This window comes from Sphingomonas sp. NCPPB 2930 (genome assembly GCF_042867205.1).
Lineage (GTDB): Bacteria > Pseudomonadota > Alphaproteobacteria > Sphingomonadales > Sphingomonadaceae > Sphingomonas.
On sequence record NZ_JBHZQU010000012.1, the window covers coordinates 104,191 to 125,135 of the forward strand.

Consider the following 20,945-nt stretch of genomic DNA (forward strand, 5'->3'; position numbering starts at 1 on the left):
ACCGGCGCGCGCGCGACCGTTCCGGCAAAACCGGCAAGGCAACCGGCAAAAATTTGCATGCCACCGGCTAAAGCCTGCCGGAAAGCGGCCGTTACTCCACTCGGCGGCTCGGTGATCCAGAGGGGACACAGACGGATCGCCGAGCAGATTTGGAGACATCACATGACCGTTATTGCCAGCAATATCAGTGCATTGCGTGCTACCGCCGCGTCGACCTCGGCGTCCTTGGCCCTCAGCAGCTCGATGGAGCGCCTGTCGACCGGCCAGCGCATCAACTCGGCAAAGGACGACGCCGCCGGTCTGGCGATCAGCAACTCGATGACCGCGCAGATCAAGGGCATGGCGCAGGGCATCCGCAACGCCAATGACGGCATCTCGATGGCGCAGACGGCCGAAGGCGCACTGAACGAGGTCAGCAACATGCTGCAGCGCATGCGCGAGCTGAAGGTCCAGTCGTCGAACGGCACCTATTCGGCCGACGACAAGAAGAACATCACCAACGAGCAGACGACGCTCGCCGATCAGATCAGCTCGGTCGTGAAGAACACCAAGTTCAACGGCACGGCGCTGTTCAATGCGGCCTCCACGGTCTCGATCCAGACCGGCGCGACCAGCAGCGATACGGTCTCGATCAACCTGCGCGACATGACCGCAACCTATGCGGCCGGTACCGGCGGCGCGGCCGACACGGGTTCGAAGCTGAGCGCGGTGGTCGATTTCGCCCCGGCTTCGGGTTCGACCTCGCTGAAGTCGGACACGCTGGATAATTACGACGCCGCGATCGCCGACGTGTCGAAGATCCGCGCGGGCCTGGGTGCCACCCAGAACCGTCTCCAGTCGGCGGTCAACAGCGCGACGTCGAACATGACCAACCTGTCCGAAGCGCGCAGCCGCATCCAGGACACCGACTTCTCGGAAGAAACCACCGCGCTCGCCAAGGCGCAGATCCTGAGCCAGGCGTCCACCGCGATGCTGAGCCAGGCCAACCAGTCGCAGCAGGGCGTGCTGAAGCTCCTCGGCTAACGCCCTGGGCGAATGCCGACCGCGGTTATCCCCTCGGTCGCGGAAGGTGGACCCCCCGGTACCTTATAATAGGGTGCCGGGGGGCTCCGCCCGAAAAAACGCGCCCAAACGACTCTTTTCTCTAAAGTCCGGTCCCAGGCGGTCGTTACCCGTCTTGGCAGCTCGACCTTCGCCTTGGGGGCGGCGGAGAGCTCCGGCTTTGGAGAACGACCATGACGGTTATCGCCAGTAATATTTCGGCGTTACGCGCGTCGAGCGCCAACGGCGCCGCATCGGAAGCGCTGAACGTATCGATGGAGCGCCTGTCGACCGGCAAGCGAATCAATTCCGCGAAGGACGACGCCGCCGGCCTCGCCATCGCCGCCTCGATGTCGGCGCAGGTGCGCGGCATGAACCAGGCCATCCGCAATTCTAACGACGGCATCTCGATGGCGCAGACCGCCGAAGGTGCGCTCCAGGAAGTGAGCAACATGCTCCAGCGGATGCGCGAACTGGCGGTGCAGAAGGCCAACGGCATCTATTCGACCAACGACAAGGCGAACATCACCTCGGAACAGAACGCCCTTGCGGCACAGGTTTCGACGATTCTCCGCAACACCCAGTTCAACGGGCAGAAGCTGCTGAACGGCACCGCGGGCAATTCGGGCGCGGTCCAGATCCAGGCGGGCGCGAACACCAGCGACGCCATCACCATGAATTTCAGCGACCTGACGACGGCGACCGAAATGACCGACGTCATGGTCCTGGGCGACCCGAATGCCAGCCCGCCGACGAGCAGCTCGGTCAAGGATACGGCAACGCTCGAGAAGTTCGACTCGGCCATCGGCAAGGTCGCCAATATCCGCGCGGGCCTCGGCGCCACGCAGAACCGGCTCCAGTCGGCGGTCAACAACCTGACCTCCAACGTCACCAACCTGACCGATGCGCGCAGCCGTATCGAGGACACCGATTTCTCGGCCGAAACCACCGCGCTCGCCAAGGCCCAGATCCTGAGCCAGGCATCGACCGCGATGCTGAGCCAGGCCAACCAGTCCCAGCAGGGCGTGCTCAAGCTGCTCGGCCAGTAACACCCGGTTCCTGAGCGCCCCGGCACCGCGCCCCCACTCGGGTGACGGGGCCGACCGGCCGCGAGTCCCTCGCCAGGCCGGTTTGCAGGACAAACCCCGGCGGCCGCCGTGCCGCCGGGGTTTACTCATGTCCGCGCTCAATCGGCGCGCAGCACCAGCGCGGGCGAGGTCCGCCCCGCCCGCCACGCGGGATAGAGGCTGGCCAGCACCGCCCCCGCCACCACGCTCAGGCCGATCGCGGCCAGCTCGGTTCGCGAAATCCCGATCGGCAACGACAGGAAGACGTCCCATTCCGCCTGCCGCGCCGGGGACAGATGGCGGACCGCCGCGACGATCGCGGCGCGCTGGGTCAGCAATCCGGCGGCCAGCGCCAGGCCGACGCCCGCGCCGGTCAGCGCGATGATGCTGCCGACCGTCGTGAAGATCCGCGCGATGCTCGCCACCGACACGCCCATCGTCCGCAGGATCGCGATCTCGCGCCGCTTGGCCCGCGCCAGCAGCGTCATCGACGACAGGATGTTGAACAGCGCGACCAGGGTCACCAGCCCGACCGCGATCGTCATCCCGATCTTCTCGGTGACGAGCGCGGCGAGCAGCGCGCGATTCGCCTGCCGCCAGCTGGTGATCGGATAGCCGGGGCCCAGGCGCCTGCGGATCGCCGCCGCGACCGCCGCCTCCCGCGCGGGATCGGTCAGGACGACGGCGATCCGGCGGGTGACGGCGTCGTCGTCCTTCAGGATGGGCAGCGAATCGAGCGGCGCGAACACCGTCACCCGGTCGCTCCCCTTGTCCTCGTCGGGATAGAAGGCGGCGACCCTCGCGTCGAACAGGTCGAGCGACGGCATATGGTCGGGGCCGAGCCGGACCCGGCCGGTCGCGATGGTATCGCCGGGGAACAGTCCCAGTTGCAGCGCGGCATCCTGTCCGATCGCGACCGCGTTCGCCGGGTCCGGACTATGGGCCAGCGCCGACCGCATCGTCGGGACCAGCCGGGCGAGCGTCGCCGGGTCGCGGCCCTGCAACTGGATGGGGGTGATCCGCCCGTCGATCGACAGCGCGGCGGTAAGTTCGCGAATCGGCTCGGTGCGCGCGACGCCGGGCAGGTGGGCGATGACGGCGGCGACCTGGCCCTCGGTCATCGCGGCACGGGCGGGGACGGTGACGCTGAGATGGCCATCGACGGGCGCGACGCTGTCGGCCAGCCTGGTCTGCGCACCGTTCATGACCGCGATGACCAGCACCAGCGCGGCGACGCCGATCATGACGCCGGTGCATCCGATCCCGGCAACCAGCAGGACCAGCCGCCCACCCGCGCCCGGCCACAGATAGCGTGCGATCAGTCGGCGTTCATGGCGTGCGAACATCGGCGTCCCCGGTCATCGGGGACGCGCTTAGAGGAAGATGGCGCCATCGGAAATGGCGCGGGCCCATTCCTCCCCCTCGCAGGGGAGGAATCGCCTTATCGCTGGCTGGCGAGCGCCTTTTTCAGGCGGGCATGCGCCGCGCTCTTGATCTGGCAGATGCGCGCGGCGCCGACGCCCAGCACCTGGCCGATTTCCTCCAGGTTGAGTTCCTCGACATAATAAAGCTGGATCACCATCGCCTCGCGCTCGGGGAGCGCCGAGATGGCGGCGATCAGCGCGTCGCGCAGGTCGCTCTCGGCCAGCTGCTCGAAGGCGTCGGGGGTGTCGTCGGCGAACCAGGGCAGGTCGTCGGCATAGACATCGTCGATCGCCTCCATCCGCACCGCCTCGGCGGTCTTGTAGTCGGCGCGCAGCCGCTCGACCGAGACGCCCAGCTTTTCCGCCACCGCCTCGTCGGTCGGGGCCTGGCCGCCGGACTGGGACAAGGTGGTGACCGCCTCGCTATACTGGCGGCGGCGGCGCATCGCGCCGCGCGTCGTCGTCGCCTGGCGGCGCAGCTCGTCGATCATCGCGCCGCGCAGCCGCGACTTCAGATAATGACCGAACTCGACCCCGCGCTCCTCGAACGAGGCGGCGGCCTCGACCAGCGCGACCAGCCCGACCTGGACCAGATCCTCGACCTCGATCAGGCTCGACATGGATCCGTGCACATGCCACGCGATCCGGCGGACCAGCGGCAGATGCTGGCGGATGATCGCATCGGTGTCGCCGCCGGGGCGACGGACGACCGGCCGATAGGTGATCGGGCGGTCGGCGACCGTGGGGTTGGCCAGCGCCGGATCGAAATTCGCCGGGTTGAGGCTCTGGGCGTTGACGAACGCGCCGCTCAGGGGATGCGCGCTCATGCGGCCAGCGCCTGCGGAGCGCCGATCACGGCGACGACCTCGACCGCCTTCTCCTCGGGCACCTCGAAGAAGGACAGGACCGGCGTGTCGGGCATGCAGGTGCGCAGCAGCTTGCGCATCGCGAGCCGCACGCCCGGCTGGACGACCAGCGCGAACGGCTTGGCCTCGGCGATCAGCGGCTGGGCGGCATGGGTCAGCGCCTCGGTGATGCGGCGGCCCAGGTCGGGCTCGATCACATGGCGGCGCGCGGTGTCGGCGCGCATGGCCTGGCCCAGCAGCCCTTCGAGCTGGCCGTCCAGCGTCATGACGCGCAGCGGCTCGCGCATCCCGCACAGTTTCTGGATGATGAGCGCGCCCAGCTGCGGCCGGATCAGCTCGACAATCTCTTCGGCGTCGAGCGTCTTCTGGGCCGCCACGGCGATCGCGCTGGCGATGCGGCGGAACTCCTTCAAGGTGATATTCTCCGAAAGAAGGCCCTTGAGAACCTGGGTCAGGGTGGTGAGCGGCAGGGGGTTGGGGCTGAGCGAGGCGGCGAGCTGGCTCGCGCGTTCCTTCAGCCCGTCGAGCAGCGACTGGACCTCGTCGGGGCCGAGCAGCTCGGCGGCGTTGGAGCCCAGAATATGGTTCAGATGGGTCGCCATGACGGTGCCCGGATCGACGACCAGATAGCCCATGCCGGTGGCGGCATCGGCGTCGCCCTTCAGAATCCAGGTGGCGGGCAGGCCGAAGGTCGGGTCCTGGACCGGCTTGCCGTCCAGCGTGCCGAAGGCCTGGCCGGTGTCGAGCGCCAGCATCTCGTCGGGCGACACCTGATCCTCGGCGGCGACGACGCCGTTGATGAGGATGCGGTAGTTGAACGGCCCGAGATTGATGTCGTCGCGGACCCGCGCCTGCGGCACGACGAAGCCCAGTTCCTTGGACAGCTGGCGGCGGACGCCGGTGATGCGCGCCATCAGCGGGGCGCCGCGACGCTCGTCGACCAGCGGCACCAGGCCATAGCCGATATCGATATGCACCTGCATCCCGTCGATGACCTCGTCCCAGCCGATGCGCGAGGGATCGACCGGCTCGGCGGCGGGGGGCGGGGGGACGGGGACCGGGCGCTTCTCGATCTGGCGCAGCTTCCACGCGGTGAACCCGGCAATGGCGGCGGCGGGCAGCAGCACGAGGTGCGGCATGCCGGGCAGCGCGCCGAGCAGGCCCAGGATCACCGCGACCGGGATCCAGGTCTTGGACGCGCCGAACTGCGACCCGATCTGGCCCGCCAGATCCTTGTCGGACGATACGCGCGTCACGATGGCGGCGGCGGCGATCGACAGCATCAGGCTGGGTAGCTGCGCGACCAGCGCGTCGCCGATGGCCAGCAGGATATAGGTCTTGGCCGCATCGGCCACGCCCATGCCGTGGCTGACCGGGCCCAGGATCAGGCCGCCGATGATATTGGCCGCGAGGATCAGCATCGCGGCGACCGCGTCGCCCTTCACGAACTTGGACGAACCGTCCATCGAGCCGTAGAAATCGGCCTCGGTCGACACCTCGACGCGGCGCGCCTTGGCCTGGTCGGGGGTGATGAGACCGGCGTTCAGGTCGGCGTCGATCGCCATCTGCTTGCCGGGCAGCGCGTCCAGGGTGAAGCGCGCCGACACTTCCGACACGCGGCCCGCGCCCTTGGTCACGACGATCAGGTTGATGATCATCAGGATCGCGAAGACGAAGAGGCCGACGACATAGTCGCCGCCGATCAGGAAGGTGCCGAACGCCTCGATGACATGGCCCGCCGCGCTCTCGCCCTCATGGCCATGGACCAGCACGATGCGGGTCGAGGCGACGTTGAGGCCGAGACGGAACAGCGTGGCGAACAGGAGGACGGTCGGAAAGGCCGAGAAGTCGAGCGGCTTTTCGGCGTTCAGCGCGACCATCAGGACGGCCAGGCTGATCGCGATATTGGCGACGAAGAAGATGTCGAGCAGCGCGGGCGGGATCGGCACGACCATGACCAGGACGAGCAGCAGGATCGCCGCGGGAAGGGCCATGGTGCGGCCGCCGGAAAACAGCTTGCCCATCGTTTAACCCCCCATGCTCGCGAGCATCATGTACGCCAGCCGCGCATGGTCGGGCTTGGGGCGCAGCACGCTGTCGCTGTCGGTGATGCTGGCCGATCCGTTGCGCAGGCCCAGCCGGTTCATCGTGCTGTTGGCCCAGGCCATGGCGTCGGCGGCGCTTTCGTTGTTGCCGGTGACGACGGTCGCATCCTCGCCCATGCCCTTCAGCGCGAGCGCCTGTGCGGCGAATTGCAGGTTGGCGGCGCGGGTCGCGTCGCTGTCGGCGCTGCTGCCCGCCAGCTTGTCGGCGAAGCGGTTATAGATGTCGGAGAGCGTGCGCGGCTGGCCGTTCGCGGCGTAGAAGACCGAGCGGTTGGCGCGCGCGGCGGCGGGGAACAGCGCGGCGCCGGTCGCCTGCGGGCTCGACGCCATCGTGCTCAGGAACTTGGTCGCGCCGCCCAGGCCCAGGAAATGCGCCATATACAGGTCGGTGCCGCCCGCCTCGCGACCCAGCGTCGCCTCCAGCGCGCTCTTGTTGTCCGAGGCATGTTCGGCCGCCATCAGCGAGGCGGCGGTGGGATCGTTGCGCAGCCCCATGACGGCGGCGCGCGCCTCGCCCGACACATGATAGCGTCCGCCCGACTGGCCGATCGAATCCGCCGCCCAGCCCAGGCCATGCTCGGCGCCGTGCTTCTTGACCACCGCGAGCCAGCTCTGCTCGACGAACTGGTACAGACCCGAGGCCGAGGAGGTCCCCGCACGGGCATTCGCGTTCAGCCCGGACTCGAGCTTGGCCTGCCCCAGCAGATAGCCGAAATCGACACCCGTGCGGCTGGACGCCAGCGCGATGGCCGATTGGATCCTGGTTTGAGAGACGGGTTGGACGGTCATGCTGTTCGGTAAAAGCCCTTGTTCGGGCTCTACTCAGCAAAGGGCGTGCCAATTCCCCGCGGCTCTGCCGGGGGACGGTGCGAATCCAGCGCGGGAGACGAAAAAAGCCCGGCAAAGCGGGCTTTCATGCTGGGGACCGGCAGGACCGGCCATCAGGGTCGGCAGGGGGCGTGGCGGCAAAGCGGCAACGGCTTGCCGCCCGGCAAGCGGCAATCAGGCGTAGGCGCGCATCGCGGGGCGATAGCCCATGCCGGCATCCCCGGTCAGGGTCTGGAGCTTGCGACGGACATTGGCCGCCATCAGGTTCACATAGATGCGGCAGGTCTCGTTCAGGCGATTGGCCTCGTCGGCCAGCTCGCGCAGCTCGGGCCCGGCGGGGCCGGTGCCCAGCGCGGCGACCTGTTCGATCGCGGCCAGCTTTTCCGAGGTGGCGCGTTCGAGGGCGACCACGTCGTTCGACTTCAGCGCCGCGATTTCGCGGTGCAGGGCCTCGATGACCTGGATCAGGGCGTCACGGCGCGTCATTTACCGTTCCAGTCGAGCTTCAGGGCGATCATCTGGTCGGCGATGGTCGCCGGCAGGATCGGGAAATCGCCATTGGCGATGGCCTTCTTGATCTGGGCCACGCGATCCATGTCGACCGGCGGCTGGGCCGCCAGATCGCGCGCCAGATTGCCGACGCCGCTGGTCTCGCTGGCCGCCTTGGCCGGGTTCGGAGCGGTCTGGGTGCTCGCCGCGAGCGCGTTGGGACGCGTCACGGCGGCGATCCGCCCGATCCTCGCTTCCCCGGCACTCAGCCTTGTTACATCCACCATGTCCGCACCTTCTGGTTCCGCTGACATGGAGGGTAACGGCCGAATCCGGGGAATCTTTAGGGGGAATTTACGCTCTCGCCCCGATTTTCCGGCCGATGGGCATTCCGCTATTCGGCCCAGCCGGGCAGGGTGGCGCGACCGCTGGCCAGCGCGACCGCCTGGACCGGCTGGCGGGACGAATCGATGCGGACCAGGAAATGTGCGCCCGGCGCGGCATCGGCCATCGCCACGCCTTCGCGGGTGATCGAAAAGCCGTCCGATCCCGCCTCGATCACCACCGGGTCGCCGCGCCGGATGACCGGCTCCACCCGGGCGGCGGCGACGGGAATCGGGCGCGGCTCGGCGGCGGGCTTCGGCACGGCCAGCACCGGCACGAAGATGCGCCATTGCGGGCTGGAACAGGTGACGACCACCGCGTCGTGCATCTCGGTGCGCCACGACAGTGCGACGGTGGGGCATTGGCTGAGCTTCAGCCTGGCATCGACCGGCGACCGGGCGCCCCCCTCCACCCCGACGGGGCGGCCGGTAAAGGCGGTGACGGCGGCGTCGAGCGCGGCAATATCCTGAAAGCCGGCGGCACCGGCCAGAAGCAGCGACAGGATCATCAGGGTCTCCGTGGCGGATCGCCGGCAAAGACGAGCGTGACCATCGCGATGCGCGGGCCCGGCTTGGCGGCGGTGGAAAGGATCAGGCGGTCGGCGGCGGCGGGGCCGATCAGCGCGGCGGCCGCGCGGGCGCGATCGGCGGCCAGCACGACCGCGCTATGGGTGACGGGATCGACATCGGCGGCGCTGCCGTCGGTGGCTCCGGTGATCGACAGGCGGATACGCGGATCGGCCAGCGCCTCGCGCGCCCAGGGGCCCAGCAGCGGGTCGGGATCGACCGGCTCGGCCGAACCGGGGGCGAAGCTCAATGAGGCGGTCGCGACCGGCATGGCGGGCGGCGGGGCGGGGGGCAGGCGGAGCGCCTGCGACGCGGGATCGGTGTTGGCGCCGAACTGCGCGCGCAGTCCGTTGAGCAGCGCGGGCCGCCGCTCCGCCCCCGTCGCCTGGACGAGAACGAGGAAGCCGACCAGCAACAGGGCAAGGTCGGCCAGCGTGATCAGCCAGATCGGCCGCGACGGCACGGGATCGGGAAACACCGGATCGCTCATGCCACGCTCATCAGGCTGGGCGGCGAGGACGGGCCCGACTTGGACGACGCCGTCGATCCGCGCGAGGGGCGCGGGGCCTCGCGCGCGGCCAGGGCGGCGAGCGGGGCGACGATGCGGGTCCGCTCGAACGCCTCGATCCGCGCGGCGCGGCGCAGCCGCATCGCGATCGGCTGGGCGACCAGATTGGCGAACAGCGCGCCATAGAGGGTGGCGAGCAGCGCGATCGCCATCGCGCCGCCGATCCGCTGCGGATCGTTCATCGTCGCGAACATTGCCGCCAGTCCGATCAGCGTGCCGACCATGCCCATGGCGGGTGCCACCTCGGCCGCGCCGGTCCAGATGTCGGCGACCGCGACATGGCGCTCGATCCGCCCCTGCCGCGCCAGGTCGAGCCGCGCGGTCACGGCGTCCGGCCCCTCGCCATCGACGATCGCGGCGATCGCCTCGGCCAGATCGGGGTCGGTGACGACCGAACGATCGAGCGTCAGCACCCCGTGCCGCCGCGCGACGCGCGACAGATGCGCGATCTGTTCGATCAGCGGTTCGGCGGCGAAGGGCTTCCGCGCCAGCACGGCCAGCGCCCGGAGCGCGCGCCGCCCGTCACGCCATGGCGTGCGCAACAGCGTCGCGATCAGCGTCCCGCCCAGCACGATGGCGAGCGCCGCGGAGTCGAAGAACTGGTGGAGCGGTGGAAGGGCTATCATGCGCGCCGCCACGCAAAGACCGGGCCAAATGCCTGTGCGGATTCGCCAAAGTCGCACCCGGCGGGGGAGCGCGTCGGCGCAGGGCGCGGGCGGCAGGACCATGCTGCCGCTTCGTTGCCGCCGACCGGCAAAAGGCGGCAACGCCTTGCCGGAGGGCGGGCGGGCAGGGCGGCCGGGTCAGCCCGACCCCGCGCCTTTCCGCGCCTTTCGACAGGTTGGCACGGTGATTGCGTATCCCCGGCTATCGCGATGATCCGCGTGGGAAAGGAGGTTGAACGATGGCCGCAGAAACGCTTTTCGGAATTCACGGCGCGGCGCTGGAAGTCCGGGCGCAGCGCATGGGTGTGCTGGCCTCGAACATCGCCAACGCCTCCACCCCCGGATTCAAGGCGCGCGACATCGATTTCAAGGCGGCGCTCGCCGCGATCGAGGGCGGCTCCGACCAGGGCCAGGGCAAGGGGATCGCCGGCGCGACGAAGTATCGCGTGCCGCTCCAGACCTCGCTCGACGGCAACACGGTCGAACTCAACCAGGAACAGACCGCCTTCGCCGAAAACGCCGTCCAGTATCAGACGACGCTGTCGTTCCTGAACGGCCGCATCTCCACCATCACCCGCGCGCTGAAGGGCGAATAAGCGATGGCCGACACGCCTCTCTCCATCTTCCAGGTCGCGGGCCGCGCCATGTCGGCGCAGCTGGTGCGGATGAACACCACCGCCTCGAACCTCGCCAATGCGGGCGGCGTCGCGGGCTCGGCCGAGACCGCGTACAAGACGATGAAGCCGGTGTTCCGCACCAGCTTCGACGCCGCGACCGGCCTGTCCACCGTCGACGTCGAGAAGATCGTGACCGCCGGGGAAGACCCCGCCAAGCGGCACGATCCGAACAACCCCTTGGCCGACAAGGACGGCAATATCTACGAGGCCGCCGTCGACGAGACCCGCGAGCTGGTCGACATGATGGAGACCTCGCGCACCTACCAGAACAATGTCGAGGTCATGCAGACGGCCAAGTCGCTGATCCTCGATACCCTCAAGCTGGGACGCTGATCATGACATCCACCGCGCTCGAGTCGACGCTCGACAGTCTGGGCATCGCGCGAACCGGGTCGACCGGCTCGTCCTCGACCACCACGGCGGCCAAGAAGTCCACGACGCTGGGCCAGGCCGATTTCCTGAAGCTGCTGACCGCGCAGCTGAAGAACCAGGATCCGTTCTCGCCGATGGACAATACCCAGATGGTCGCCCAGATGGCGCAATTCTCCAGCGTGGCGGGCATCTCCGAGATGAACACCACGCTGACCTCGCTCGCGAACAAGCTGACCGGGACCACGCCCGCGGCCGCGATGAACTATGTCGGCAAGACCGTGCTGACCCAGGGCACGACCGCCTATGGCCGCACCAGCGGCGGGCTGGCGGGCCAGGTCGAACTGGACGCTGCGGCGTCCAACGTGACGGTGACCATCGCCGATGCCAGTGGCGGGGTCCTCAAGACGCTGTCGCTCGGCGCGCAGAAGGCGGGCGCGGCCAGCTATGACTGGGACGGCAAGACCGCCGACGGCAAGAGCGCCGGATCAGGGCCCTTCACCATCTCGGTGTCCGCCAACAACGGCAGCACCGCCGTCACCAGCCGCTCGCTGGTCTGGGCGCCCGTCCAGTCCGTCTCGCTGCCCTCCACCGGCTCGCCGGTCCTGACCGTCGCCGGTCTGGGCCAGGTCCAGCTCTCCGCCGTCCGCGCCGTCGGCTGATCCCCCTTCACGTACCAGGAAGATAGCCCATGTCCTTCTACACCTCGCTCAGCGGCCTTCAGGCTTCGCAGACCGACATGTCGGTCATCTCGCACAACCTCGCCAACGTCGGCACCAACGGCTTCAAGAAGAGCCGCGCCGAATTCGCCGACGTGATGGCCGCCAATTTCGCCACCGACCCGTTCAAGCAGGTCGGCTCGGGCACCGTGGTCAAGGCCAACCGGCAGGAGTTCAAGGAGGGCAATTACACCAGCACCTCCAACGCGCTGGACCTCGCCATTTCGGGCGACGGCTTCTTCACGGTACAGGCGGGCGGCACCGCGGGTACGCTCCAGTACACGCGCAACGGCTCGTTCCAGGTCGACACCAAGAACTATGTGACCGACACGCAGGGCAACCGCGTCCAGGTGTTCCCGGTCGACAAGGACGGCAACGTCACCGCGTTCGGCAATGACGGCCTGACCAGCCTTCAGCTGCCCACGACCAGCGGTACGCCGGTCGCCACCAAGAAGGTGACGATGGCGATCAACCTGTCGAGCACCGCCGTCGCGCCGACCGCCGCGTTCGACCGCACCAACATGGGCACGTACAACAACACGACCCAGACCAAGATTTACGACACGGCGGGCAATGCCATGACGCTGACCAACTATTATGTCCGCGCGCCGTTGCCGGTCGATGCCAATGGCAATGCGATCCAGCCCTCGGACGGCAGCAGCAGCTGGCTGGTCTACAGCTTCGTCGGCGATCAGCAGATGACGACCAATGGCGGGTCGAAGGACCCGATCAAGATGACCTTCGATTCGGGCGGCAACCTGAAGTCGCCGACCGGGGCGACCAAGTTCGACAATTTCACCCCGCGCACCTCGACCACGTCGCAGCCGCTGTCGATCGACTATACCGGCTCGTCGCAGTCGGGTTCGATCTTCTCGGTCGCCTCGCGCACCCAGGACGGCAAGTCGGTGGGCCTGTTGTCGGGCGTGTCGGTCGGCGACGACGGCCTGGTGACCGCCTCCTTCTCCAACGGCGAGACCGCCGCGCTGGGCAAGGTCGCGGTGGCGACCTTCGTCAACATGCCCGGCCTGCGCCAGGAGGGGAACAGCTATTGGGAGGCGACCGGCAAGTCCGGCGCGGCCAAGTTCGGCACCGCCAACCAGGGCGCCTATGGCGCGATCCGGTCGAGCACCATCGAGGGGTCGAACGTCGACATCACCGAGGAGCTGGTCAACCTGATCGCCGCGCAGCGCGACTTCCAGGCGAACGCCAAGGCGCTCGATACGTCGAGCCAGATCTCGCAGACCATCTTCAACATCCGCAGCTAAGCGAAACGGGCCGGGTAACGGGACAGGTAACGGGGGGCAGCGATGGACAAGCTGGTCTATACGGCGGCGACGGGACTGCGCGCGCACATGTCGGCGCAGTCGGCGATCGCCAACAACATGGCCAATGCCTCGACGATCGGTTTCCGTTCGGACCGGGTCGTGTTCGACCGTATCGACCTGAAGGGTGGCGGCGCGGCGTTCGAGGCGCGGATGCCCACCGCCGAGGAAGTGACCGACGCCGACCGCCAGCCCGGCACCGTCCAGCATACCGGCAATCCGCTGGACGTCGCGGTCGCGACCTCCCGCGCGTGGCTGGCGGTGCAGGCCCCCGACGGGTCGGAAGCCTATACCCGTCGCGGCGACCTGGAGGTCACGGCCTCGGGCGTGCTGCAGACCGGCGACGGCTTTCCGGTGATCGGCCAGAACGGCCCGATCACCGTGCCCCCCTATAATTCGATGAGCGTCTCGCCCGACGGCACGCTGTCGATCGTGCCGCTGGGCGCAGGGCCCGGCACCCAGCCGCAGGTGATCGACCGGATGAAGCTGGCCGACACGCGCGGCAGCCAGACGGTCAAGGGGCTGGACAATCTGCTGCGCGTCAAGGGCGGCGGGGCGCTGCCGCAGGACATGGACGCCACCGTCCAGTCGGGCGCGCTGGAAGGGTCGAACGTCAACATGACCCAGACGCTGGTCGACATGATCGAGAACCAGCGCAGCTACGAGGTGCAGGCCAACCTCATGAAAGAGGCCAAGTCGATGGACGAGAACAGCGCATCGCTGATGCGGCTGCCGAGCTGAGGATTAAGGGTTTATGTCTTCCGCCGCCATGCACATCGCGCGCACCGGGCTCGACGCCCAGGACATGCGCATGCGGGTCATCTCGAACAACCTGGCCAACGTCAACACGACCGGGTTCAAGCGCGATCGCGCCGCGTTCGAGACGCTGGCCTATCAGACGATCACCGCGCCGGGCGCGGCCAGCTCGACCGAGAGCAAATATGCGACCGGCCTGAACCTGGGCACCGGCGTGCGCATCCAGGGCACCGCGCGGATCAACACGCAAGGGTCGATGCAGACCACCAACAACAGCCTGGACATGGCGCTCGACGGCGAGGGCTTCTTCCAGGTGCAGATGCCGGGCGGGACGCTGGGCTATACCCGCGCGGGCAATTTCTCGCGCTCGGCCGAGGGGCTGCTGGTCACCTCCGAGGGCTATCAGGTGATGCCGGGCATCACCGTGCCGCAGGGCGCGACCCAGATCACCATCGGCTCCGACGGCACCGTGTCGGCCACCATCCAGGGCCAGACGGCTCCGGCCGAGATCGGCCAGATCCAGGTCGCGACCTTCCCCAATCCGGCGGGCCTCCAGTCCAAGGGCGACAATTACCTGACCGAGACCGCCGCCTCGGGCGCGGTCGGCATGGGCGTCGCGGGCCTCGAGGGGCGCGGCCAGATTCGCCAGGGCATGCTCGAAGGCTCGAACGTCAACGTCGTCGAGGAGCTGGTCGACATGATCGAGACCCAGCGCGCCTATGAGGTCAACTCGAAGATGATCAAGTCGACCGACGAGATGCTCCAATACGCCAACCAGAATCTGTGAGGCCGGTGATGCGTCTGGCTCTTCCCCGTTTCGACTATTGGATCGAACTGGCGCTGTCGACGGCGGCCGCCGCGATGGTCGTCGCCGCGCTCGCGCCGTTGCCCGCGCAGGCCAGCCTCTTCGGCAAGAAGCAGCCGGTCGAGGATTTCACCACCGTCCGCCCCGCGCCCATGCCCGCCCAGCCGGTCCAGCCCGCCAACGGCTCGATCTTCCAGGCAGCCGACGGCTATGCCGCGCTGTACGAGGGATGGCGCGCGCGCCGGGTCGGCGATCCGCTGACCATCGTCCTCGTCGAGCGGACGGCGGCGTCCAAGTCGGCGACCTCCAAACTCGGCTCGAAGGGCGATCTGGGGATCAATCCGCCGACCACCGGCCCGCTGGGCTCGCTGCTCAAGTCGACCGATATCGGCATGGGCGGCAGCCGCAACTTCAACGGTTCGGGCGCGGCCGACCAGTCCAACTCACTGTCGGGCGAGATCAGCGTGACCGTGGCACAGGTCTTCCCCAACGGCACCATGCTGGTCCAGGGGCAGAAGCGCGTGACGCTGAACCGCGGTGACGAGTTCATCCGGATCAAGGGGCTGGTCCGCATGGCCGATATCGGCATCGACAACCGCGTCGAATCGACCCGCGTCGCCGATGCGCAGATCGCCTATACCGGCAAGGGCGACGTCGCCCGCGCCAGCCGCCAGGGCTGGCTGAGCCGTTTCTTCCAGGCCGTCAGCCCGTTCTGAGGCATAGAGACATGATCCGCTTCCTCCTCACGCTCCTCGCCACGCTCCTGATCGCGGCCCCGGCCTCGGCCGACCGGATCAAGGATCTGGGCGGTTTCCAGGGCATCCGCACCAACCAGCTGACCGGATACGGCGTCGTCGTCGGCCTGCCGGGCACGGGCGACGACAATCTGGAATATACCGTCCAGTCGCTGAAGGCGGTGGTTTCGCGGTTCGGCCTGCAGCTGCCGCCGGGCGCCAATCCGGGGATGAAGAACGCCGCCGTCGTCATGGTCACCGCCGAGCTGCCGCCCTTCGCCAAGCCGGGGCAGAAGCTGGACATCACCGTGTCCTCGATGGGCAAGGCCAAGTCGCTGCGCGGCGGCGCGCTGATCCTCACCCCGCTCCAGGGCGCCGATGGCCAGATCTATGCGATGGCGCAGGGCAATCTCGCGGTCGGCGGCCTGGGTGCCGAGGGCGCGGACGGATCGAAGATCGTCGTCAACGTCCCCTCCACCGGCCGCATCCCCGAGGGCGCGACGGTCGAGCGCGCGGTCGCGACCGGCTTCGACACCGCGCCGATGCTGACCTTCAACCTCGCCCGCGCCGACTTCACCACCGCGCAGAATGTCGCGCAGGCGATCAATGCGCGCCTCGGCATGGGCATCGCGCAGGCGATGGACGCCGTGTCGGTCGCGGTCCGCGCGCCGATGGGCGCCGATGTCCGCGCCACGCTGATGTCCGAGATCGAGAATCTTGACGTCGCCTCCGCCGAGCCGCCCGCCAAGGTGATCGTCAACGCGCGCACCGGCACCGTCGTCATCAACTCGGCGGTCCGGGTCGGCCCGGCGGCGGTGACGCACGGCAAGCTGACCGTGAAGATCGACGAGCAGCAGCGCGTCAGCCAGCCCGGCCCCCTGAGCGGCGGCCAGACCGCGATCACCCAGAAATCGGGTGTCTCGGTCGAGGAGGAGCGTCGCCCGATGTTCGTCCTGGCCCCCGGTCCCAAGCTCGCCGACATCGTCAAGGCGGTGAACGCGATCGGCGCGGCCCCGTCCGACCTGGTCGCCATCCTCGAAGCGCTGAAGGAAGCCGGCGCACTGAAAGCGGAGTTGATCGTCCTGTGACCCAGAGCATCGCACCCAGCTCGGCGATTTCGCCGACTTCCGCCCCCGCCTCATCGATTTCGGGAAGCGTGTCGACCGACACCCGGCGGCTGTCCAACGGCGCCAATCTGGACAAGGCGGGCACCCAGTTCGAGGCGATCTTCACCGGCATGATGCTCAAGGCGATGCGCCAGACCAAGCTGGGCGACACGATGTTCGAATCCAAGGCGCTGGACACGTTCCGCGACATGCAGGATCAGCAGGTGGCGCAGACGATGGCGGTCCAGGCACCGCTGGGCATCGGCAAGGCGGTCACCGCCTTCCTCGCCAAATCTCAACCTGCCGTTAACCAGAAATAATGTAGCACGAGTCGCATGAGCGATCTGCTCTCTATCGGCGCTTCGGGCGTCCGCGCATATCAAACCGCGCTGACCGCCGTTGGTGAGAATATCGCCAATGTCGCGACGGACGGCTATTCGCGCCGGACGGTCACGACGCAGGAGGTCTCGCCGGCGGCGGGGCTGTCGGCGAACAAGGTGTCGGCGGGCTCGGGCGTGGTGGTGCTGGGCATCGCACGTTCGACCGACGTCTATGCCACCGCCGCGGTGCGCGCCGCCACCTCCGACCTGTCGCGGACCCAGACGGGGGCGACCTGGCTGAGCCGGATCGAGAGCACGCTGACCGGCGATCAGGTGCAGACCCGCCTGACCTCCTTCTTCACCGCCGCGCGCACCCTGGCGTCGGATCCGAGCTCGAACGCGTTGCGCGCGACGATGCTGGAGGCGGCGCGGTCGACCGCCAGCGCCTTCAGCGCGACCAATGCGGCCTTCGACCAGGTCCAGTCCGATTTCGACGGCCAGGCGCGGCAGGCGGCGCAGGACCTGTCCTCGCTCGCCGTCTCGCTGGTGCGCGTCAATGACGGGCTGGGCCGGACCCAGGCGGGAACGGCGGCGGCGGCGCAGCTGACCGACCAGCGCGACCAGATCCTGACCAAGATGAGCGCGCTGGCCGACATCACCAGCACCACCGACTATCTGGGGCGCGCGACGGTGCGGCTGGGCGATCGCGCCGGGCCGGTGCTGGCCGCACCCGATGTGACGGGTTCGGTGACCTATCAGCGCGGAACCGACGGCAGCGTGTCCTTCAAGGTGGCGGTGCAGGGCGAGCTTCACGACTTCATCCCCACCGGCGGGTCGATGGCGGGGATGCTCGACGGGGCGGAGCGGATCAACGCCACGCGCGGCGCCTTCAACCAGGTCGCGAAGGATTTCGTCAACACCGTCAACACCTTGCAGGCGGGCGGCCAGGACGTGAACGGTCAGCAGGGCGCGAAGATGTTCGCCCTGACCGACGGCACCGCCAATATGAGCCTGTTGCTGACCAGCGGCTCCGGCATCGCCGCGGCCAGCAATGGCGCGGGATCGCGCAACGCCGACAATCTGACCCTGCTCGAACAGGCGCGCAGCAACACGAGCACCGGCAATTTTGAAAACCGGCTGACCCAGATCGTCACCGGCAACGCCACCACGCTCAAGCAGCGCCAGACCGTCGCCGAGGCGCAGACCGCGATCAGCGACGGCGCCAAGGCGACGCTGTCGGCGGCCTCGGGCGTGACGCTGGATTCGGAGGCGGTGACGCTGATGCGGTTCCAGCAGGCCTATTCCGCGTCGAGCCGCGTCATCCAGGCCGCGCGCGACACCTTCCAGTCCATTCTCGAGCTCCGGTAACGGCCATGCAGATTTCCACCAACGTCTTCTATGAAACGGCGTCGCGCCGGATGTCGGAGCTGACGGGCAAGGCGAATGCGCTGCAGGTCGAGATTTCGACCGGCAAGAAGCTGCAGACCCCGTCCGACGACGCCGCCGCATCGGCCCAGATCGCCGAGTTCAACCGGCGCGACGCCAATGACGCGGTCTATAAGACCAATCTGACGGTGGCGGGATCGCTGCTGCAACAGGCGGACACCACGCTGGGCCAGATCGGCAAGCAGGTGCAGAAGGCGCTGGAACTGGCGACCCAGGCCGCCAATGGCACGCTGTCGGCCGCCAACCGGTCGAGCGTGGGCGACCAGATCGCCTCGATTCGCGACGCGCTGGTCGGGCTTGCCAATTCCAAGGATGCGCGCGGCCTGCCGCTGTTCGGCGCGGCGGCGGGGACCGATGCCGTCAAGCAGGTCAACGGCACCTATGTCTATTCGGGGGCCAGTGTCTCCGACATCCCGATCGCCGACGGCCAGTCGATCGACGTGTCGGTCGGCGCGGACCGGGTGTTCAAGGCGGGCAGCGACGACACGCTCAACGTGCTTAACAACCTGGTTACCGCACTTCAGTCAGGATCTGGTGACGTTAGCGCGTCCATCAAGGACGCGATGAACAAGTTGAGTGCCGCGAACGACAATATCGCGAGCGTGCAGGCCTCGGTCGGCGCGCGCGCGGCGCGTGTCGAATTGCAGCAGGGGTTGCAGCAAAAGGCCGCCACCGACCGCACGGCGCTCCGCTCCAGCGTCGAGGACGCCGATGCCGTCACGACCATCACCCAGTTGCAGCAGACGATGACCGTGTTGCAGGCGACCCAGGCCAGCTTCACCAAGCTGTCGAACCTGTCGCTGTTCGATTACCTCAAGTGATGCTGTCCGGGCCCGCGCCCGGTAACCCTATTTTGACCTAAGAGGCGTAGGCGGGTGGTCTGACAGGCACAGCGCCGGTCTTCGGGAGAATCGGTTCACCATGTTTCCTGCCATCGGCCTCGTCATCCTGCTCGGCATGGTGTTCGGCGGCTTCGCCATCACCGGCGGCAAGCTGGGCCCCGTGTTCGAGGCGATCCCGCACGAGATGCTCATCATCGGCGGCGCGGCCGTCGGCGCGCTCGTCATAGGCAATTCCGGCAAGGAGCTGAAGGCGCTGGGCGGCGCGATGGGCAAGATCTTCAAGGGCCCGAAATACAAGAAGCAGGACTATCTCGACGTCATCTTCCTCGTCTCGAAGCTGATGAAGATGCTGCGCACCGAAGGCCCGATCGCGCTGGAACCGCATGTCGAGGACCCGAAGTCCTCGTCGGTCTTCGCCGAATATCCACGCCTCGTCGCCGACCATACCCTCGTCAACCTGATCGCCGACACGCTGCGGCTGGTTGTCGTCTCGTCGGGCACGCTCGACGTGCATGCGGTCGAGGAGGTGATGGACAATGCAATCAAGACCCACCACCACGAGGTCGAGGGGCCGCAGGGCACGCTTCAGAGCCTGGCCGACTCGCTGCCCGCGCTCGGCATCGTCGCCGCCGTGCTCGGCATCGTGAAGACCATGGGTTCGATCGACAAGCCGCCGAGCGTGCTGGGCGGGATGATCGGTTCGGCGCTGGTCGGCACCTTCATGGGCGTGCTTCTGGCATATGGCATCGTGAACCCGTTCGCGGGCCGCCTGAAGCAGGTGATCGACGCCGACGCCGCCATCTATCACGTGGTCAAGCAGATCATCATCGCCTCGCTCCACGGCCATCCGCAGCCGCTGGTCATCGAGGCGGCACGCTCCGGCATCGCGCACAAGGACCAGCCCGGCTTCGCCGAGGTGTTCGACGGCCTGCGGGGCAAATAAGCCATGGCCCGCGCACCGCACGGCAAGAACGAGCCGCCCAAGATCGTCATCGTCAAGAAGATCATCGCCGATGGTCATGGCGGGCATCATGGCGGCGCGTGGAAGGTCGCCTATGCCGATTTCGTGACGGCGATGATGGCGTTCTTCCTGCTGCTCTGGCTGCTGGGTGCCACCACCGAGAAGCAGCGCAAGGGCATCGCCGACTATTTCGCGCCGACCCTGCTCGACACCAAGTCGGTGGGCATCGGCGGCGGCGTCCTCAACGGCGGCGCTGGGCTGGGCCAGATGCGCAAGGAAAGCAGCGCGGCCATCACCCAGACCATGGTCATGAAGATCAACGGCCAGGGCGGCAACAAGGCGGGCACCGGCAACAAGGGCTCGCTGCGCAATCCCGACAGCATGGCGCGCGACCAGCAGACCTTCGACGCGGTCAAGCGCGAGCTTCTGAAGAAGATGGAGGTCACGCCCCAGCTCAAGAAGCTGGCGCAGCAGGTGCGTTTCATCCCGACCGACGACGGGCTGCGCATCGACCTGGTCGACAATGCCAATTATTCGATGTTCGCGATGGGGACGACCACGCTGACCCCAGAGGCGTCCGAGCTGATCGGTACCATCGCCAAGACGGTCGCCGACGTGCCCAACACGATCATGATCCGCGGCCACACCGACGGCGTGCCTTACGGCGATCCGCGCGCGATGAACAACTGGCTGCTGTCGTCCAGCCGCGCCGAGGCGACCCGTCGCCGGCTGGCATCGGGCGGGCTTCCTGAATCGCGGTTCGAGCGGATCGAAGGCGTCGCCGATCGCGAACCGATGATCGCCAACAACCCCTCCGACCCGCGCAACCGCCGCGTGGCGATCACGCTGCTCTACCGCAAGGGTGCCTTCGGGCAGTAAGCGGGC

The 20,945-nt window shown here is 67.9% G+C and carries 24 protein-coding genes; 15 read left to right on the top strand and 9 right to left on the bottom strand.

The features are described from left to right. The first annotated feature begins 162 nt into the window (after positions 1-162). On the top strand, positions 163-1,023 hold the full coding sequence (locus ACFX59_RS13990) for a flagellin (protein ID WP_309699807.1): 861 nt from the start codon (positions 163-165) through the stop codon (positions 1,021-1,023). Positions 1,024-1,235: 212 nt separating this feature from the next. Then, positions 1,236-2,090: a flagellin gene (locus ACFX59_RS13995; RefSeq protein WP_387432901.1), complete on the top strand. Its 855-nt coding sequence runs from the start codon at positions 1,236-1,238 to the stop codon at positions 2,088-2,090. Between the two features lie 137 nt (positions 2,091-2,227). On the opposite strand, the gene ACFX59_RS14000 is transcribed toward ACFX59_RS13995, so the two are convergent. The 9 genes from ACFX59_RS14000 to ACFX59_RS14040 all read right to left on the bottom strand — a co-directional run bounded on the left by ACFX59_RS14000 (position 2,228) and on the right by ACFX59_RS14040 (position 9,964). Then, a complete protein-coding gene (locus ACFX59_RS14000) occupies positions 2,228-3,454 on the bottom strand; it encodes an ABC transporter permease (protein ID WP_387432903.1) in 1,227 nt (408 codons plus the stop codon). 95 nt (positions 3,455-3,549) lie between these two features. Beyond that, complete coding sequence (locus ACFX59_RS14005; protein ID WP_354294647.1) at positions 3,550-4,359, bottom strand: RNA polymerase sigma factor FliA; 810 nt, start codon at positions 4,357-4,359, stop codon at positions 3,550-3,552. Continuing rightward, positions 4,356-6,422 (bottom strand): flagellar biosynthesis protein FlhA, encoded by a 2,067-nt coding sequence (flhA, locus tag ACFX59_RS14010; RefSeq protein WP_307102126.1) that lies wholly within the window; start codon positions 6,420-6,422, stop codon positions 4,356-4,358. The genes ACFX59_RS14005 and flhA overlap by 4 nt, the downstream gene beginning before the upstream one ends. A gap of 3 nt (positions 6,423-6,425) precedes the next feature. After that, positions 6,426-7,292, bottom strand: coding sequence for a lytic transglycosylase domain-containing protein (locus ACFX59_RS14015; RefSeq protein ID WP_354294649.1), 867 nt, complete (start codon positions 7,290-7,292; stop codon positions 6,426-6,428). Positions 7,293-7,505: 213 nt separating this feature from the next. Beyond that, positions 7,506-7,817, bottom strand: a complete 312-nt coding sequence (locus ACFX59_RS14020) for a flagellar protein FlgN (protein ID WP_307102131.1) — start codon at positions 7,815-7,817, stop codon at positions 7,506-7,508. Further along, complete coding sequence (gene flgM / locus ACFX59_RS14025; protein WP_307102133.1) at positions 7,814-8,107, bottom strand: flagellar biosynthesis anti-sigma factor FlgM; 294 nt, start codon at positions 8,105-8,107, stop codon at positions 7,814-7,816. The genes ACFX59_RS14020 and flgM overlap by 4 nt, the downstream gene beginning before the upstream one ends. 107 nt (positions 8,108-8,214) lie before the next feature. Next, on the bottom strand, positions 8,215-8,712 hold the full coding sequence (locus tag ACFX59_RS14030; protein ID WP_387432909.1) for a flagella basal body P-ring formation protein FlgA: 498 nt from the start codon (positions 8,710-8,712) through the stop codon (positions 8,215-8,217). Beyond that, positions 8,712-9,260: a flagellar motor protein MotB gene (locus ACFX59_RS14035; protein ID WP_307102137.1), complete on the bottom strand. Its 549-nt coding sequence runs from the start codon at positions 9,258-9,260 to the stop codon at positions 8,712-8,714. Before ACFX59_RS14035 ends, ACFX59_RS14030 begins: the two co-directional genes overlap by 1 nt. Further along, positions 9,257-9,964: a MotA/TolQ/ExbB proton channel family protein gene (locus ACFX59_RS14040; protein ID WP_309699788.1), complete on the bottom strand. Its 708-nt coding sequence runs from the start codon at positions 9,962-9,964 to the stop codon at positions 9,257-9,259. The genes ACFX59_RS14035 and ACFX59_RS14040 overlap by 4 nt, the downstream gene beginning before the upstream one ends. Positions 9,965-10,242: 278 nt before the next feature. Between ACFX59_RS14040 and flgB the strand changes: the two genes are divergently transcribed. The 13 genes from flgB (at position 10,243) to ACFX59_RS14105 (ending at position 20,939) form a co-directional block, all read left to right on the top strand. Continuing rightward, a complete protein-coding gene (flgB, locus tag ACFX59_RS14045) occupies positions 10,243-10,599 on the top strand; it encodes a flagellar basal body rod protein FlgB (protein WP_307102142.1) in 357 nt (118 codons plus the stop codon). A gap of 3 nt (positions 10,600-10,602) precedes the next feature. Next, positions 10,603-11,013: a flagellar basal body rod protein FlgC gene (gene flgC / locus ACFX59_RS14050; protein ID WP_307102145.1), complete on the top strand. Its 411-nt coding sequence runs from the start codon at positions 10,603-10,605 to the stop codon at positions 11,011-11,013. Between the two features lie 2 nt (positions 11,014-11,015). Then, entirely contained in the window at positions 11,016-11,711 is a 696-nt protein-coding gene (locus ACFX59_RS14055; RefSeq protein WP_309699786.1) for a flagellar hook assembly protein FlgD, read from the top strand. A gap of 29 nt (positions 11,712-11,740) precedes the next feature. Next, positions 11,741-13,033 (top strand): flagellar hook protein FlgE, encoded by a 1,293-nt coding sequence (locus ACFX59_RS14060; RefSeq protein WP_307102149.1) that lies wholly within the window; start codon positions 11,741-11,743, stop codon positions 13,031-13,033. Positions 13,034-13,075: 42 nt separating this feature from the next. Beyond that, positions 13,076-13,831: a flagellar basal body rod protein FlgF gene (locus tag ACFX59_RS14065; protein ID WP_387432915.1), complete on the top strand. Its 756-nt coding sequence runs from the start codon at positions 13,076-13,078 to the stop codon at positions 13,829-13,831. 13 nt (positions 13,832-13,844) lie between these two features. Further along, positions 13,845-14,633 carry a flagellar basal-body rod protein FlgG gene (flgG, locus tag ACFX59_RS14070; protein ID WP_387432918.1) on the top strand — a complete coding sequence of 263 codons (789 nt, stop codon included), beginning with the start codon at positions 13,845-13,847 and terminating at the stop codon, positions 14,631-14,633. A 74-nt stretch (positions 14,634-14,707) separates the two neighbouring features. Beyond that, positions 14,708-15,367 (top strand): flagellar basal body L-ring protein FlgH, encoded by a 660-nt coding sequence (locus ACFX59_RS14075; protein WP_309698063.1) that lies wholly within the window; start codon positions 14,708-14,710, stop codon positions 15,365-15,367. A gap of 11 nt (positions 15,368-15,378) precedes the next feature. Next, the gene (locus tag ACFX59_RS14080) at positions 15,379-16,473 is read left to right on the top strand and encodes a flagellar basal body P-ring protein FlgI (RefSeq protein WP_307102152.1); all 1,095 of its coding nucleotides are present in this window, start codon (positions 15,379-15,381) and stop codon (positions 16,471-16,473) included. Between the two features lie 68 nt (positions 16,474-16,541). Beyond that, positions 16,542-16,811 (top strand): rod-binding protein, encoded by a 270-nt coding sequence (locus ACFX59_RS14085; protein ID WP_309691590.1) that lies wholly within the window; start codon positions 16,542-16,544, stop codon positions 16,809-16,811. 15 nt (positions 16,812-16,826) lie between these two features. Next, on the top strand, positions 16,827-18,179 hold the full coding sequence (flgK, locus tag ACFX59_RS14090) for a flagellar hook-associated protein FlgK (protein WP_387432921.1): 1,353 nt from the start codon (positions 16,827-16,829) through the stop codon (positions 18,177-18,179). Positions 18,180-18,184: 5 nt separating this feature from the next. Continuing rightward, the gene (gene flgL, locus ACFX59_RS14095) at positions 18,185-19,078 is read left to right on the top strand and encodes a flagellar hook-associated protein FlgL (protein ID WP_307102157.1); all 894 of its coding nucleotides are present in this window, start codon (positions 18,185-18,187) and stop codon (positions 19,076-19,078) included. A gap of 100 nt (positions 19,079-19,178) precedes the next feature. Beyond that, positions 19,179-20,042 carry a flagellar motor stator protein MotA gene (gene motA / locus ACFX59_RS14100; protein ID WP_219018840.1) on the top strand — a complete coding sequence of 288 codons (864 nt, stop codon included), beginning with the start codon at positions 19,179-19,181 and terminating at the stop codon, positions 20,040-20,042. A 3-nt stretch (positions 20,043-20,045) separates the two neighbouring features. Then, positions 20,046-20,939, top strand: coding sequence for a flagellar motor protein MotB (locus ACFX59_RS14105; protein ID WP_307102160.1), 894 nt, complete (start codon positions 20,046-20,048; stop codon positions 20,937-20,939). Positions 20,940-20,945: the final 6 nt, after the last annotated feature.

Coding starts and splice junctions, on each gene's coding strand:
- ACFX59_RS13990 (WP_309699807.1), top strand. CDS start 163: ATGACCGTTATTGCCAGCAATATCAGTGCATTGCGTGCTACCGCCGCG.
- ACFX59_RS13995 (WP_387432901.1), top strand. CDS start 1,236: ATGACGGTTATCGCCAGTAATATTTCGGCGTTACGCGCGTCGAGCGCC.
- ACFX59_RS14000 (WP_387432903.1), bottom strand. CDS start 3,454: ATGTTCGCACGCCATGAACGCCGACTGATCGCACGCTATCTGTGGCCG.
- ACFX59_RS14005 (WP_354294647.1), bottom strand. CDS start 4,359: ATGAGCGCGCATCCCCTGAGCGGCGCGTTCGTCAACGCCCAGAGCCTC.
- flhA (WP_307102126.1), bottom strand. CDS start 6,422: ATGGGCAAGCTGTTTTCCGGCGGCCGCACCATGGCCCTTCCCGCGGCG.
- ACFX59_RS14015 (WP_354294649.1), bottom strand. CDS start 7,292: ATGACCGTCCAACCCGTCTCTCAAACCAGGATCCAATCGGCCATCGCG.
- ACFX59_RS14020 (WP_307102131.1), bottom strand. CDS start 7,817: ATGACGCGCCGTGACGCCCTGATCCAGGTCATCGAGGCCCTGCACCGC.
- flgM (WP_307102133.1), bottom strand. CDS start 8,107: ATGGTGGATGTAACAAGGCTGAGTGCCGGGGAAGCGAGGATCGGGCGG.
- ACFX59_RS14030 (WP_387432909.1), bottom strand. CDS start 8,712: ATGATCCTGTCGCTGCTTCTGGCCGGTGCCGCCGGCTTTCAGGATATT.
- ACFX59_RS14035 (WP_307102137.1), bottom strand. CDS start 9,260: ATGAGCGATCCGGTGTTTCCCGATCCCGTGCCGTCGCGGCCGATCTGG.
- ACFX59_RS14040 (WP_309699788.1), bottom strand. CDS start 9,964: ATGATAGCCCTTCCACCGCTCCACCAGTTCTTCGACTCCGCGGCGCTC.
- flgB (WP_307102142.1), top strand. CDS start 10,243: ATGGCCGCAGAAACGCTTTTCGGAATTCACGGCGCGGCGCTGGAAGTC.
- flgC (WP_307102145.1), top strand. CDS start 10,603: ATGGCCGACACGCCTCTCTCCATCTTCCAGGTCGCGGGCCGCGCCATG.
- ACFX59_RS14055 (WP_309699786.1), top strand. CDS start 11,016: ATGACATCCACCGCGCTCGAGTCGACGCTCGACAGTCTGGGCATCGCG.
- ACFX59_RS14060 (WP_307102149.1), top strand. CDS start 11,741: ATGTCCTTCTACACCTCGCTCAGCGGCCTTCAGGCTTCGCAGACCGAC.
- ACFX59_RS14065 (WP_387432915.1), top strand. CDS start 13,076: ATGGACAAGCTGGTCTATACGGCGGCGACGGGACTGCGCGCGCACATG.
- flgG (WP_387432918.1), top strand. CDS start 13,845: ATGTCTTCCGCCGCCATGCACATCGCGCGCACCGGGCTCGACGCCCAG.
- ACFX59_RS14075 (WP_309698063.1), top strand. CDS start 14,708: ATGGTCGTCGCCGCGCTCGCGCCGTTGCCCGCGCAGGCCAGCCTCTTC.
- ACFX59_RS14080 (WP_307102152.1), top strand. CDS start 15,379: ATGATCCGCTTCCTCCTCACGCTCCTCGCCACGCTCCTGATCGCGGCC.
- flgK (WP_387432921.1), top strand. CDS start 16,827: ATGAGCGATCTGCTCTCTATCGGCGCTTCGGGCGTCCGCGCATATCAA.
- flgL (WP_307102157.1), top strand. CDS start 18,185: ATGCAGATTTCCACCAACGTCTTCTATGAAACGGCGTCGCGCCGGATG.
- motA (WP_219018840.1), top strand. CDS start 19,179: ATGTTTCCTGCCATCGGCCTCGTCATCCTGCTCGGCATGGTGTTCGGC.
- ACFX59_RS14105 (WP_307102160.1), top strand. CDS start 20,046: ATGGCCCGCGCACCGCACGGCAAGAACGAGCCGCCCAAGATCGTCATC.